Here is a 14,348-nt window from a genome sequence, read left to right as displayed (position 1 = left end):
CGTCAGCTCAACGCCAGCAGCTGACGGGTATACTCCTGCTGCGGAGCGGTAAATACGCGCTCGCACTCACCCTGCTCGACGACTTCTCCCTGCCGCAGCACCATTACCTGATGACACAGCGCCCGCACGACGCGTAAATCATGGCTGATAAAAATATAGGCCAGCTGATGCTTTTGCTGTAACGCCTTCAGCAGCGCGAGGATTTGCGCCTGCACGGTTTTATCCAGCGATGAGGTGGGCTCATCCAGCACGATAAGCTGCGGTTTGACGACCAGCGCCCTGGCGATCGCGATGCGCTGACGCTGGCCGCCGGAGAAGGCGGCAGGGTAGCGATGCCGTGAGTGCGGATCGAGGCCGACCTCCTGCATCACCTGAATCACCGCCTGCTCCCGTTCGGCCGGCGTGAGCGACGGTTGATGGACGCGCAATCCCTCTTCGATAATTTGCAGCACGTTGAGCCGCGGGTTTAGCGATGAGTTAGGATCCTGAAAGACCACCTGCATGCGACGACGCAGCGGCAGCATCTGCCGGCGATTGCGTCCCTGAAGCGCCTCACCGTCAAAGGCGATCGCGCCATCGGAATGAATCAGACGCAGAAGCGCCAGCCCGGTGGTGCTTTTGCCCGATCCGGACTCGCCGACCAGCCCCAGCGTTTCTCCCGCGCGCAAATGAAAGCTGAGGCCGTTAACGACCCGGTTATGATCGACAACTCGCCGCAGCAGACCTTTACGTATCGGGAAGGCGATAGTCAAATTTTCCGCCCGCAGCAACACCGGGGCATCGGGTGCGAGCGGGACGGGATCGCCCGACGGCTCGCTATCCAGCAGGCGGCGGGTATAAGGGTGTTCGGGGGCGGAAAACAGCGCCCGGCAGCCGTTTTGTTCCACGCAGCGGCCGTTCTGCATCACCGCGACGCGGTCGGCGAGCTGACGAACGATGCTCAGATTATGGGTGATAAACAGCAGCCCCATATTCAACTCTTGCTTCAGCTCCCGCAGCAGCGTGAGGATTTGCGCCTGCACCGACACGTCCAGCGCGGTGGTGGGTTCGTCGGCGATAAGCAGCTCCGGGCGGGTTAACAGCGCCATGGCGATCATCACCCGCTGGCGCTCGCCGCCGGAAAGCTGATGGGGATAGTCGGCCAGCCGCCGGGGCGCGTTGCGGATGCCGACGCGATCGAGGCAGTCGAGGATTTCCCCGCGCGCCGCTTCTTTGCGCATCCCGCGATGCAAAGAGAGCACTTCGTACAGCTGTTTTTCCAGAGTATGCAGTGGATTAAGCGAAACCATCGGCTCCTGAAAGATCATCGCAATGCGGTTACCGCGCACGCCGCGCAGGGTGCGTTCATCCGCGTGCAGCAGCGACTGGCCGTGAAAACGGATGTCGCCGGCAGGATAGCTGACCGGCGGCGACGGGAGTAGCCGCAGCACCGATAGCGCGGTCACGCTCTTCCCGGAGCCGGACTCGCCGACCAGCGCCAGGGTCTCGCCGACGGCAATCTGCAGCGACAGTTCGCTGACGACGGGGGTAGTCTCACCCTGCTGGCGAAAGGCGATGGAGAGGTTATCGATATCTAACAAAGGTTGCGTCATGCTACACCGCCTTGCTTGGGTCAAAGGCGTCGCGAACCGCTTCACCAATAAAAATCAATAACGTCAGCAGGACCGCCACCGACAGAAAAGCGGCGATGCCCAGCCAGGGCGCCTGCAGGTTGTTTTTACCCTGCAACAGCAGTTCGCCCAGCGAAGGGGAGCCCAGCGGCAGGCCAAAACCGAGGAAATCGAGCGAGGTCAGGGTGGTTATCGAACTGCACAGAATGAACGGCAGGAAGGTCAGGGTGGCGACCATGGCGTTAGGCAGCATATGGCGCAGAATAATGGCGCGATCGCTGACGCCGAGCGCCTGCGCGGCGCGGATATAATCATAGTTACGGGTGCGCAGGAACTCAGCCCGGACCACGCCGACCAGCGTCATCCAGCCGAACAGCACGGTAATGGCCAGCAGCCACCAGAAGTTGGCCTGTACAACGCTTGAGAGCAGGATAATCAGAAACAGCGTCGGCATTCCCGACCAGACTTCGATAAACCGCTGCCCCCAGAGGTCAATCTTCCCGCCGTAATACCCCTGAACGGCGCCGGCCATCACCCCCAGTACGCTGGAGAAGAAGGTCAGCAGCAGTCCAAAGAGAATGGAAATGCGCGTGCCGTACAGAATACGCGCCAGCACGTCCCCGCCGTTGGCATCGGTGCCCAGCCAGTTCTGTCCTGACGGCGGCGAAGGGAAGGGCGCGTCGGTGGCGAAATTAATGGTCGTCGCGCCGAAACGAACCGGCGCCCACAGGGCCCAGCCGTTATCCGCCAGCCGTTTTTGCAGCCACGGGTCCTGATAGTCGGCGGCGGTGGCAAAGCTGCCGCCGAAGGTGGTCTCACTGTAGTTTTTCAGGAGCGGAACGTAGAAGCTGCCGCGGTACTGGACCAGCAGCGGCTTATCGTTAGCAATAAGCTCTGCGCACAGGCTACAGGCGAAAAGCGCTAAAAAGAGCCATAGCGACCAGTAGCCGCGGCGGTTGTGGCGAAAACGCGCCCAGCGGGCCTGATTGACGGGACTAAAAAATGACATTAGCGGCCCTCAAAATCGATTCGCGGATCGACCAGCGTATAGCTGATATCGCTGATGATATTCAGCAGCAGGCCAATCAGGGTAAAAATATACAGCGTGCCGAACATGACCGGGTAATCGCGAGATACGGTGGCCTCATAGCCCAGCAGCCCCAGTCCGTTTAGCGAGAACATCACCTCAATCAGCAGCGAGCCGGTAAAAAACATACTGATAAAGGTGGCCGGGAAACCGGCAATCACCAGCAGCATCGCGTTGCGAAACACGTGGCCCCAAAGGATCTGCTTTTCGCTGACGCCCTTGGCGCGTGCGGTAACCACGTACTGCTTGCGGATTTCATCAAGAAAGCTGTTTTTGGTCAGCATCGTGAGGGCGGCAAAACCGCCGATCACCGTTGCCAGCACCGGTAGGGTGATATGCCAGAGATAGTCGAGGATTTTTTGGTACCAGGGCAGGCTGTCGAAGTTGGCTGACACCAGCCCGCGCAGCGGAAAGAGATCGAAATAGCTGCCGCCGGCAAAGATAACGATCAGCAAAATGGCAAACAGGAACGCCGGGATGGCATAGCCGATAATAATCAGCGTACTGCTCCAGACGTCAAAATGGCTGCCGTTGCTGACCGCTTTACGGATCCCCAACGGAATCGACACCAGGTAGATGATGAGCGTACTCCACAGGCCCAGGGTGATTGAGACCGGCAGGCTGTCTTTAATCAGCTGCAGTACCGATGAGCTGCGAAACAGGCTATCGCCAAAATCAAAGCGCAGATAATCACCGAGCATTTTAAAATAACGCTCGTGCAGCGGCTTATCAAAGCCGTAGCGGTGGGTTATCTCGGCAATCACCTCCGGGTCCAGCCCGCGCCCGCCGCGATAGTGCCCATCGCTGATGTTGCTGACCCCGGTACGCGCATGGCTGGCGGCCATGCCGCCATCTCCGGCGCCGGGCAAGCCGCCGCGGTCGCCGAACTCAATCGCCGCGATCGCCTGATCGACCGGACCGCCGGGCGCGATCTGCACAATAAAAAAGTTAATGGTGATAATCGCCCACAGGGTGGGGATGATGAGCAGTAGTCGGCGGAGCAGATATGCACCCATCTTAATTCCTTAGCGTCTATCCGCGGGGAGTCTGGCCGCTTTGCTTGCGTCGTACCACCAGTTTTCGAAACCGGAGGAGTAGACCGCGCGGGTCTGCGGGAAGGAGAATTTGTCCCAGTATGCGGTTCGGTCCTGCGCCATATACCACATCGGCAGCATGTAATAGTTCCAGGTCAGCACGCGGTCGAGAGCCCGGCCCAGCGGCAGCAGCTTTTCTTTATTACCCTGCCAGCGAATAATCTGCGCGATGAGCCGGTCGACGGCCGGGCTTTGTACCCCTGAGGCGTTATAGCTGGAGTTAATATATTCGGAGTCCCAGGAGACTTGCAGGTCGGTGCCGGGCCAGGGCGTGGCGCGCCAGACGTTGGGCATCATGTCGTAATCCCGGCTGCGCTTGCGGTTACTATACTGGGAGTTGTCGACCTGGCGAATATCCATGACGATGCCGAGCCGCTGGAGGTTGTGCTGGAAGGGCAGGACCCAGCGATCGCTGCTGCCGGAAGGAAGCAGCAGCTCAAAGCGTAACGGTTTGCCGCTCTTCGCATTAACCCGCCTCTGGTTTTTCACTATCCATCCCGCCTGGTTAAGGATGGCATCCGCCTTAAGCAAGTTTGCGCGTTCGAAACCATCGCCGCTGGAAACCGGGGGGCGGTATATCTGCGTGAAAACTTCGGCCGGGATCTCTTTTTTCAGCGGCGTTAACAGCGCCAGCTCGTCGGCATCCGGATAATCGCGCGCCGCGTATTCGGTATTCTGAAAGAAGCTGTTGGCGCGGCTGTAGGAGTGATAAAACAGCGCCTTATTCATCCATTCAAAATCAAAGGCGAGGGTAATGGCTTCGCGTACCCGGCGGTCGGAAAATACCGGGCGCTGAATGTTAAAGGCCAGCCACTGCGTATTCTGCGCCGAGGTGTTGGTGTATTCATCTTTAACGATATAGCCGTGGGTAAAATTGCGCCCGACGTAGCGGGTAGCCCAGTTCTTGGCAACGTTCTCTTCGCGACGGTCGACGGCGCCGGCCTTAAAGGCTTCGAAAGCGACGTTGTCGTCCAGGTAATAGTCGTAGCGCAGCGTATCGAAATTCCAGCGCCCGCGGTTGACCGGTAAGTCGGCGGCCCAGTAGTCCTTAACCCGCGAGTAGGTAATGTACTGGCCCATGCGCCAGGCGGTGATGCGATACGGGCCGCTGGCCAGCGGTGGGGCGGATAGCGGGTCGCTGAGTTTATGGTTTTTCCAGAATTTTTCCGGCATCACCGGTAGCGTCATCAGGCTAAGCATGTTCTCTTTGCCCGGTTTGGCTAAATCAATGCGTACGGTGAGCGGAGCGATGGCTTTTACGGTGGTGCCTTTATAATAGAGGCGAAACTGCGGCACCCCTTCGGTCATAAACTTCTGGAAGGTAAACGCGACATCGCTGGCGGTGACGGGGCTGCCATCGTGATAGCGGGCGCGGGGATTGAGCGCGATCTCCATCCATGAAAAATCATCGGCATAGCGCGTATGCTCGGCGATCAGCGGATAGTAGCTGCCGGGCTCATCATCAGAGGTGGTGAATAGCGTGTCGTATAAGCTTTCGGTACGGATACCGGGGTTGCCGCGCATGGCGTAGCGATTGAAATTATCAAAAGTACCGATGGCCGCGAGGGTAATCGCCCCGCCTTTAGGCGCGGCGGGGTTGGCATAATCGTAATGGTCAAAGCCCGCGGCGTATTTCGGTTCGCCGATAATAGCGAACCTGTCGCTCTCTTTAATCGTTTGCGCCTGGCTCTGCAGGCTAAATAAGGTCAGCAGGATCAGGCTGATGCGTGCAAAAATAACCAGGATGACGCCCTCCAATGTCAGACCTGAAGCGGCCTGACCTTTGATAGCAAATAATAAAGGACCCTTAGCGGCTTGTGAAATATTTCGCCGGTTCATCATGGGCGGCGATCAGCGCGTCCAGCGTCAGCGGCCGGCTTAACCAGTAGCCCTGTAAATAGTTTACCCCGTGGTCGCGCAGCCATTCCGCTTGTTCCTGCGTTTCCACCCCTTCAGCGACCGTGGTGAGCTTCAGGCGGCGGCTCAGGGTGATAACGGCATCAAGCACCGGTGAGGTGACGGTCTCAGTGCCGATAGCCTGCACGAAGCCGCGGTCTATCTTCAGGTAATCAAAGTTATAGCGCTCCAGATAGATTAGCGCGCTATGACCGGTACCAAAATCATCAATCGCAATTTCAAAGCCCTGTTCGTGCAGCCAGTCGAAGTTCCCTAAGGAGCGATTCTTATCGATCATCGCGCGCTCGGTGATCTCCAGCACCACGCTAAAATGGCCGGCCGGCATGGCGGCGGCGAAATGCTGAAGGTCTTGCTGAAAGCTGCCTGCGTGCAGATGAAGGGGGGAGATATTTATCCCCAGCTTGCTCCCTGCGGGCAGGAGCGTTTGCAGAACAGGCGCATCCTGCGCAATCAGTTTTAACAGATGGCGGGTGAGCGGAATAATGATCTGCTGGGTTTCAGCAAGGTTGATAAACACATCGGGAGGGATCTCGCCGGCCATGGGATGTCGCCAGCGCATCAGTACCTCAACGCCGCTGATGCGCAGCGTCTCTGACCTCACCACCGGTTGATAAACCACATAGAACTGATCGTTTTTGATCGCCAGCAGCAGCTCTTTGCGCGGGTCCGATTTAATCGTCAGGATGTAGTAGCTTAAAAGCCCGGCCAGCAGCCCGCACACGACGCCCAGCAGCAGAGCAAACTGCGTATTCTCCGCCAGCCAGCTGTTCGCGTAGAGATAAACCTTCAGCGGCAGGCCGTCGATTTGCGTCTGGCGAATGGGCGGCGAGAGCAGCGTCTGCGGGTCGATAAGTTGGTTGCTGAAGGTGGAAATGGCGGTGTCCTTAATGGCCAGCGCCAGGCCGCTGAAATCATTCTGTCGGGCTGAGTAGAGAATATAGGGCGTCAGGTTGGCATTAATCGAGACAAAAATACCGTCTTTCCCGCCGTGTGGGCTGCGGACCCACAGCGCCAGCGCGGCGCTTTTCGGCATCATTGGCGTCCCGGGCAGAATCGCCATATCGACCGCTTGAGTAAGATTAAGCTGCGGAATGAGCTGGGTTAAGGGCGTGTTCATAGCGCCTGTGGCGGAGGAGCAAAACGCAAGGCCATTTTTGACCAGCAGGATGGCGCGGACGTTCGGGCTGAATGCCGCATGGGCGGTTAAGCCTGAGGCAACGTTTTCACAGGGTTGATCGACCAGCGGCTGCATGCCCTGAATCGTCTGATTCAAATCGTGAAAGTAGTCCTGCAGATACGTATGAACGTTGTGAATAATGGCGTCGAAACGCTCCGCACGGTTGTGATAAATCACCATAAACTGGATGCTACCGGCCAGCAGGGCGACGGCTATTCCAACACATATGCTGGTCAGCCAGATTTTTCGCCGGGGAGCGAGATGACGGGTAGGCATAGGCTATATAGTCAGTCCGTATTGTTGATTTGCGCCAGGGGGCTGATAGAAATCGCTTTTTCTATCCCTGCTTAAAGACATCGCTTATTTTACGAAGTTTCCTGGCTGGCGAGCAAAAAAAAACACCGCCTCGGCAGTGTTTTTTTATTTCTTTCGTTGGCCAAGGGATTAACCAACGGCAGAAGACGATTACGAACGGCTCAGAACGCGTCGCGCTTCGTTATAGCGCTTTTTCCAGTACGGCTCATCCATGCTTGAAATCGTCACACCGCTGCTGGTGGAAGCATGAACAAACTGATTGTTGCCGATGTAGATCCCTACATGGCGGCCCGTGGAACCTGCACGGAACAGAACTAAATCACCGGTGCGCAGCTGCGCGCGGCTGATCGATTTTCCGGAATCCTGCTGCTCTGAAGTCGAGCGCGGCAGTTCCAGGCCAAACTGTTCACGGAAAGTCCGTTGCACAAAGGCGGAACAATCGATGCCTTTACGGGTGCTGCCGCCGAGGCGGTAACGCACGCCCTTCCAGCTGGCATATTGATCCATCAAGCGGGACTTAACGTCCAGGTTGCGGACCATCGTTTCAAATTCATCCTGAGAGGCTTGCAGTGATGATAAATCGCCACTACCCACAGCAAGCGTCTCAGAATGCATATTCCTGGCGGTACTATTTGAACTACACGCGGAAAGCAGAACCGCAACTGCAATCGCGGGGGCGACCCGCAAGATATATCTCAAAATCGGCTGAGATTTGACCATGCTGTGTGTTATCCCTTGTTGTCCTTAACGACAATGTCGTTATAAAAAATGCCAAACGTGTTAGAGCCTAATTACCTGGTCGCAATGAGACAATTCCGTAAGCATAAAACTGTGGACTGACGCACAAATTTATTCATTCTCTGAATTGATGTCGCTGACGAGGCAAAACGAGATTGAGGTTACCCGATCAACCGGGGGATGGCGAGCGGTTTTACGCATTTTCTTATAAGTATTTTTGCGACAAAAAGTGAATCATCGGCAAAGGGCAAAATAGCGACAGCAATGGGTAAAAAATACGCAATTTACTCATTTCTAACATGATTACTATGACGGGAAGATGATGCCGGATGAGAAAAAACGCGCGGACAAAAAAAGGGACCCAGAACGATCCCTTATGAATGATATTAATTAATTGTAAAGATAGATTTAATTTTTAGTTTTTCTACCCGGAAGATAACGCTCAAATAACGCAATGACATTATCACTCAGCGGGGTCATCAATACCCAGGGGGCGCCAATGAGTACCGCCGTTAATGAGCCGACGGCAATATCGGTAAACCAGTGAGCGCCAATCATTACGCGTGGAAAAGCGAACACTACGAATATGACCAGCGCGATGGCAAACGCCCGGCGACCGAAATAGCGCCACATAAATGATGCAAAAATCAGCAGCATCATACCGTGATCGCCTGGAAAGCTATCTTTAGACGCATCTTTAGTGGGGAAGGAGATCACATCGCTCACTTTGGTGATATCGGTAAAAGAGAGCGAAGGGCTGGCGCGCTTAACCGGCATCAGGTGCTGGGCAAGCTGATTGATGATGACGGCGGCCAGCAGCATCGCCAGGCCGATGATAATCACCCGGCGGCGTCCGGCGCTCTGCTCTTTAAACCAGAAGCTTAGCATCAGGCTGCCCATCGCCAGTAGCGAGCAGGCATCAAATGCGCGGTTGTTGATAATCGCCAGCAGCCAGGTGTAAGCGGTGCTCACGCCAACCAGGTGGTTAAAGAAATAGAAGATCGCCGAGTCCAGCGGATTCCAGAAACCATGGTTAACGGGAAGGTACCATGAACAAAAAAGCGCAACACCCGCCGCGTTCAGCAGCAGGATTAGGGGAATTCGATTTTTAATCATAACTATCGTGTGTTGGGTAAACGACGGCAACCATAGCCGTCTTAACTTAAACGAATCCTCAACAAGGAGGCCTGCAGTGCGTTCCAGTCCGTCTCGGTATCGGCAATCAGCTCGATACGGCTATCGGGGGGAGGAACGTTCTGCGTCTCAATATGCAGATCGCGCTGCTGGCGGTTGATGCGTACCACTCCTTCCGCGATGCGCATCACCCCTTTCACGCGCCCGACCGGCGCCAGACGCGCCCATTCGAGCAGGGCCACGGTGTCGAAAACGGTTTCGGCGTCAAAAATCCAGCCGCAGGCGTGATAGCCCTGGCCGCTATTGAGGCTGCGACGCCAGCGCTGATGGGCAGGGAGGCTCAATGCCGCAAGGCCCTGTTTCCGCCCGTGGCCGTGCGCGTGTTCAGGGCTGGCGGGAAGCGGCGCAAGATTGCGGCGCGGCAAATCAAGCAGTGCCGGGTCGATATTCCCCCGCGTGGCGCTGACGAACCGCCGATCGCCGGCATAGGTCTGCCACCAGGCGGCGAATGCGCGTTGGCTTTCCTCCGTTGCGCGGTCGGCTTTATTACTGATAATGACGTCAGCGGCGGCCAGCTGGTCGCGAAAGTTGTCATTGGTCACTATTTTTTCGTCCAGCAGCTGGCGCGGATCCAGCACGCATAAGGTGGCGCGCAGGTCGATCCACGGCTCGTATATTGCGGCGGTCAGCATATCGAGGATCTGTTTAGGATGGCCAAGCCCGGTGGGTTCAATCAGCAGGCGATCGGGTTTGCCCTGGCGCAGCAGGGTGTTGAGCCCGACCTGCATCGGCAGACCGTTCACGCAGCACATGCAGCCGCCGGGGATCTCTTTGAGCAGCGCGCCGCTTTCCGCCAGCAGCGCGCCGTCAATGCCCACTTCACCAAACTCGTTGACCAGCACGGCCCATTTTTCATCCGCGGGCTTATGGGCCAGCAGATGCAGAATCGACGTCGTCTTGCCGCTGCCGAGAAACCCCGTGATCAAATTGGTTTTGGTCACTTTTTCTCCAGGATAAATGTAATGTTGTAACAGTTACGCTATCCTGACGAAAAAAAGGGGAAAAGAGAAGTCTTACCGCGGACAGAAGGGGGATCTGTCCGCTAAAAGGCAGAAATTGTTAAGCGTTCAGCGTGCCGGCAATCGCCTGACGTGCGCCAAAAGCGGCGAGCTGATGCCATGCGGCGGTGATATGCGCGACAAACTGCGGGTTCTGCGGCAGGTCGCGGCCGAAGATCTCTTCAAGCGTGAGCAGGGCCGCCACGCGCTGGTGTTCATCGCTGGCAGAAACCCGTTTCTGCATCTTATCGGCCAGCGGATCGCGAATATCAATCGCATTTCCGGCATCGTCAATACCGCTGACGTAGCGCATCCAGCCGGCCACGCCGAGCGCCAGCAGCGGCCAGCGGCTGCCCCGAGCGAGATGGACGCGAATACCCTCAAGCATACGTTGCGGCAGCTTCTGGCTACCGTCCATGGCGATTTGCCAGGTGCGATGCTTCAGTGCCGGGTTGCTGAAGCGCTCGATCAGGCTGTCAGCGTACGCCGTCAGGTCAACGCCCTGAATGGATAAGGTCGGCGCCTGTTCGTCAAGCATCAGGCGGTAGGCGGCGCTGCGGAAAATCGGATCCTGCATGCAGTCGCTAATGTGCGCATGGCCAGCCAGATAGCCAAGCCAGGCGAGAAACGAGTGGCTACCGTTGAGCATCCGTAGCTTCATTTGTTCCCACGGTAAAACGTCATCGGTCATCTGGACGCCCGCGGTTTCCCAATCCGGGCGACCGGCAACAAAGTTATCTTCAATGACCCACTGGATAAAGGGTTCGCAGCTGATTGCGCAGGGGTCTTCCACGCCTAGCGTCGCGCTAATTTCTGCCAGCGACTCATCGGTGGCGGCGGGCACGATGCGGTCAACCATGGTACCGGGAAAGCTGATGTGTTCGGCGATCCACTGCGCCAGCTCGGGGTCCCGTTTTTCGGCCATTCCCAGCACGGCGTTTTTTACCACATGTCCATTATCGGGAATATTGTCGCAGGAGAGGACGGTAAACGGCGGTAGCCCGCGCTGTCGGCGGCGCGCCAGCGCTTCCACCAGAATGCCGGGAACCGATTGCGGCAGCGTCGGATTTTGCAGATCGTGAATAATGCGCGGTTGCGTCATATCCAGCTGGCCGCTGGCCGGATCGATGCAGTAGCCCTTCTCGGTGATGGTCAGAGAGACAATGGCGACCTGCGGTTCGCAAAATTTCTCAATAATGGCGGCCAGCGAATCCAGTTTCGCATTCAGACACTCATGAACGGCGCCGACAATAATCGGCTGATTGCCCTCGGCGCCTTTTTCCAGCACGGTAAACAGGTGGTCCTGCTGGCGAAGCTGGCTCATCAGCCGATCGCCGCTGAACAGGCTAATCTCACAAATCCCCCAGTCTCCGCCGCTGGCGTTGAGCACCCGATCGGTGAGAAGGGCCTGGTGCGCGCGATGAAACGCGCCAAAACCGAAATGCACAATACGCGAACGCAGCTGACTGCGATCGTATCGAGGAAGCTGTACGCCTTCCGGCAGCGTGGCTGTCGCAATGGTTGTCATTCTTAACACACCTGATTAACCAATAATTAACATGGCCAGTGTAAAGATATATGACAACAAATTAAATTGGTGAGCCTTATTTATCCGCTTAATGTGAGCTTGATCATGCAATTCTGTCGCGGTAAACGGTCAGGCCGCAAAGTATGCGGAGAGAGCCGGTGAGATTAGCGGTAACTTCGCTATTTTTGGTATAACAGCTTTTGGCGGAGGGGAGATTGCGGATAAGGGGCTAATAAAAAGGACAGCCGCTGGCTGCCCTCCTGGATGTTGCAAACGCGGAGTTTAGTCCGCGCGGCCCATGTAGCGGCTCTCTTCGATATGGATGCGGATACGCTCTCCCGCGCTCAGGTATTCAGGCACCTGAACAACAAGGCCGGTGCTCAGCGTCGCCGGTTTGTTACGGGCGCTTGCGGATGCGCCTTTGATACCCGGCGCCGTCTCAACGATTTCGAGATCCACGGTCTGCGGCAGTTCCAGCGCCAGCAGCTGGCCGTCCCAGGTCAGAACCTGCATATCCGGCATGCCGCCTTCCGGCATAAACAGCAGCTCTTCTTCGATCTGCTCTTTGGTGAAGATATACGGGGTGTAATCTTCTTTATCCATAAAGACGTATTCGTTGCCATCGATATAGGAGAAGTCAACGAAGCGGCGGGTCAGGGTGACGGTATCGACGATGTCGTCGCCTTTGAAGCGTTCTTCCACTTTCAGGCCGGTGCGTACATCGGAGAAACGCATTTTGTACAGCGTCGCTGCGCCGCGGGCGCTGGGTGACTGAATATCAATATTTTTAACAATCAGCAGTTTGCCGTTGTAATTCAGCACCATACCTTTTTTAATTTCATTCGCTCTTGGCATTGCGGTAATCCTGTCACTTAAAGGGTCGAAAATATCGCGTAAAACTACTCGCGCCGGGCCTTTCAGGCAAGTGGAATTCGTCGGTTTTGCTATCTTCAGGTAAAACGTTTAGGCTGGGCTGCTAAAAGCGTTATCGGAAGAGTCGATTATGGAATGCCGCCCTGAATGCGGAGCTTGCTGTATCGCTCCTTCTATCTCCAGCCCTATCCCGGGCATGCCGCAAGGCAAGCCGGCAAACACCCGCTGCGTGCAGCTATCGCAAAATAATCTCTGCGCTATTTTTGGCTCGCCGTTAAGGCCGAAAGTGTGCGCCAGCCTGAAGCCGGAAGCGGAAATGTGCGCCACCAATCGCGAAGACGCCATGACCTGGCTGCTTCATCTTGAGCTGAGCACTTCGTGACGGTGCAAGCCCGCGCGGGATACCCTTAAACGTCTTTAATACGCCACAGGCAGGCCTGAGTGATGACCCCCATCACCAGCGCAATCCAGAATACGGCGTGATAGCTCCAGACTTCCGCAACGACCCCCGCCAGCGAACCGGCGATAATCCAGCCAACGCGCGTGGTATTGGTATAAAGCGTGGTGGCCGCACCCGCCTGTCCGGGCATCAGGTCCTGGAAATAGAGCATGCCGATACCGGCCAGGATACCGATAAAAATGGCGTTCAGCGCCTGCAGGGCCAGCAGCAGTCCGGGGGTATGGACGGTTAGCATGCCAACGTAAAACAGCACGCCGGCCACCGCTGAGATGCGCATCAGGAAACGTTTGCCGAAGCGTTTGGCGTAGTAGCCCGCAATCAGCATGGTCGGGATTTCCAGCCCGGCGGCGGTGCCCATCATGACCCCGGCCAGCTTCTCCGGTAAATGCAGTTCATTGATGATAAACAGCGGCATATTAATGATGTACAGGCTGTTGATTCCCCACATCAGCGTACAGATGATAAACAGCAGCAGCGCGTCGCGGCGGTTGGTGCGCGGCGCTTCAAGATGGCCCGTAGCGATCTTCGGCTCTTTACGCATGCTGGGAAGAAAAAACCAGACCATCGCGCCGCAGACCACAAAGGCAACTGCCGCGCTGAGATACATCACCGTAAAGCCAAAACCCATGGCCAGCGCGTAGGCCAGCGGCGGTCCGATAACCCATGCCAACGATACCTGAGCGCGCAGAATCGAGCTAAACATGACCGCCTCGCGGCCTGTTTTGTCCGCATGCTCGCGGGCGAGGGCAAACATCTGCGGGTTGGCGGTGGAGCCGAAGCTGCTGAGAAATACCCCGATGAACAGCAAAATAAAGTAGTTACGGTTCCAGGCGAAGAGCATGCAGGCCAGCACGCCCATCAGGCAGCAGAAGACGATCAGCCGCTTGCGGTCGCCTTTGCGATCCGAACGCCCGGCGAGGAACTGGCTCACCAGAATGCCGATCACCGCGCTACCGGTAAAAAAGAAGCCGACCATCGCCGGTCGTACGTGAACCTCGTTCGTCAGAAACAGGCTCAGCGTTGGCGTCTGGAGTGCCCCGGCGATACCCGTCAGGAAGGCGACGATCAGAAAGGCGGAAGAGGTGAAATCAAACCCGCGTCGTGGCAGGGCGGCGCTACTGTTTTGCATGTCGGCGTTCATCGGTTTTCAGGAGTCGCGGAGTTTACGCCGTCACTCAGAAAATGAACAGTACCAGGGCACGAATAAATCAAAAAGACGTTTCAAAATCAAACTTCAGCAGAAAGCTGAAGTTTTCCCGGCCTCGACGCTCCCGCTTCAGCAAAAGTGTGCTGTATCTCTAACTTCTGTTATCAGAAAACGAACTTTTCTTGCCTGGCGGCTAATAAAGGTACAGAC

Annotated in this window: 12 protein-coding genes; 1 reads left to right on the top strand and 11 read right to left on the bottom strand. The window is 56.5% G+C overall.

Annotation, left to right across the window (positions count from 1 at the left end; all coding sequences use genetic code 11):
* Nucleotides 1-2: 2 nt before the first annotated feature.
* From yejF to yeiP, 10 genes are all read right to left on the bottom strand, one after another.
* Complete coding sequence (gene yejF, locus MKleb_RS18770; RefSeq protein ID WP_025106740.1) at nt 3-1,592, bottom strand: microcin C ABC transporter ATP-binding protein YejF; 1,590 nt, start codon at nt 1,590-1,592, stop codon at nt 3-5.
* Nucleotide 1,593: 1 nt separating this feature from the next.
* Entirely contained in the window at nt 1,594-2,619 is a 1,026-nt protein-coding gene (locus MKleb_RS18765; protein ID WP_004852714.1) for an ABC transporter permease, read from the bottom strand.
* Nucleotides 2,619-3,713 carry a microcin C ABC transporter permease YejB gene (locus MKleb_RS18760; protein WP_004122930.1) on the bottom strand — a complete coding sequence of 365 codons (1,095 nt, stop codon included), beginning with the start codon at nt 3,711-3,713 and terminating at the stop codon, nt 2,619-2,621. The genes MKleb_RS18765 and MKleb_RS18760 overlap by 1 nt, the downstream gene beginning before the upstream one ends.
* A gap of 9 nt (nt 3,714-3,722) precedes the next feature.
* A complete protein-coding gene (locus MKleb_RS18755) occupies nt 3,723-5,528 on the bottom strand; it encodes an extracellular solute-binding protein (protein ID WP_025106741.1) in 1,806 nt (601 codons plus the stop codon).
* 70 nt (nt 5,529-5,598) lie between these two features.
* Nucleotides 5,599-7,161 carry a cyclic di-GMP phosphodiesterase gene (locus tag MKleb_RS18750; RefSeq protein WP_025106742.1) on the bottom strand — a complete coding sequence of 521 codons (1,563 nt, stop codon included), beginning with the start codon at nt 7,159-7,161 and terminating at the stop codon, nt 5,599-5,601.
* 189 nt (nt 7,162-7,350) lie between these two features.
* A complete protein-coding gene (gene mepS / locus MKleb_RS18745) occupies nt 7,351-7,920 on the bottom strand; it encodes a bifunctional murein DD-endopeptidase/murein LD-carboxypeptidase (protein WP_004122922.1) in 570 nt (189 codons plus the stop codon).
* 426 nt (nt 7,921-8,346) lie between these two features.
* The gene (locus tag MKleb_RS18740; protein ID WP_025106743.1) at nt 8,347-9,060 is read right to left on the bottom strand and encodes a phosphatase PAP2 family protein; all 714 of its coding nucleotides are present in this window, start codon (nt 9,058-9,060) and stop codon (nt 8,347-8,349) included.
* Between the two features lie 35 nt (nt 9,061-9,095).
* The gene (locus MKleb_RS18735; protein WP_025106744.1) at nt 9,096-10,073 is read right to left on the bottom strand and encodes a CobW family GTP-binding protein; all 978 of its coding nucleotides are present in this window, start codon (nt 10,071-10,073) and stop codon (nt 9,096-9,098) included.
* 118 nt (nt 10,074-10,191) lie between these two features.
* Nucleotides 10,192-11,658 carry a mannitol dehydrogenase family protein gene (locus tag MKleb_RS18730; RefSeq protein ID WP_025106745.1) on the bottom strand — a complete coding sequence of 489 codons (1,467 nt, stop codon included), beginning with the start codon at nt 11,656-11,658 and terminating at the stop codon, nt 10,192-10,194.
* A 282-nt stretch (nt 11,659-11,940) separates the two neighbouring features.
* Nucleotides 11,941-12,513: an elongation factor P-like protein YeiP gene (gene yeiP / locus MKleb_RS18725; RefSeq protein ID WP_004122911.1), complete on the bottom strand. Its 573-nt coding sequence runs from the start codon at nt 12,511-12,513 to the stop codon at nt 11,941-11,943.
* A 148-nt stretch (nt 12,514-12,661) separates the two neighbouring features.
* Between yeiP and MKleb_RS18720 the strand changes: the two genes are divergently transcribed.
* Complete coding sequence (locus MKleb_RS18720; protein WP_014230170.1) at nt 12,662-12,913, top strand: YkgJ family cysteine cluster protein; 252 nt, start codon at nt 12,662-12,664, stop codon at nt 12,911-12,913.
* A gap of 25 nt (nt 12,914-12,938) precedes the next feature.
* On the opposite strand, the gene setB is transcribed toward MKleb_RS18720, so the two are convergent.
* Nucleotides 12,939-14,120 carry a sugar efflux transporter SetB gene (gene setB, locus MKleb_RS18715; protein ID WP_025106746.1) on the bottom strand — a complete coding sequence of 394 codons (1,182 nt, stop codon included), beginning with the start codon at nt 14,118-14,120 and terminating at the stop codon, nt 12,939-12,941.
* Nucleotides 14,121-14,348: the final 228 nt, after the last annotated feature.

Origin of the sequence: Klebsiella sp. PL-2018, from assembly GCF_019048985.1 — a bacterium.
GTDB classification, from domain to species: Bacteria; Pseudomonadota; Gammaproteobacteria; order Enterobacterales; family Enterobacteriaceae; genus Klebsiella; species Klebsiella michiganensis.
This window is presented reverse-complemented; position numbering and strand designations above follow the sequence as displayed.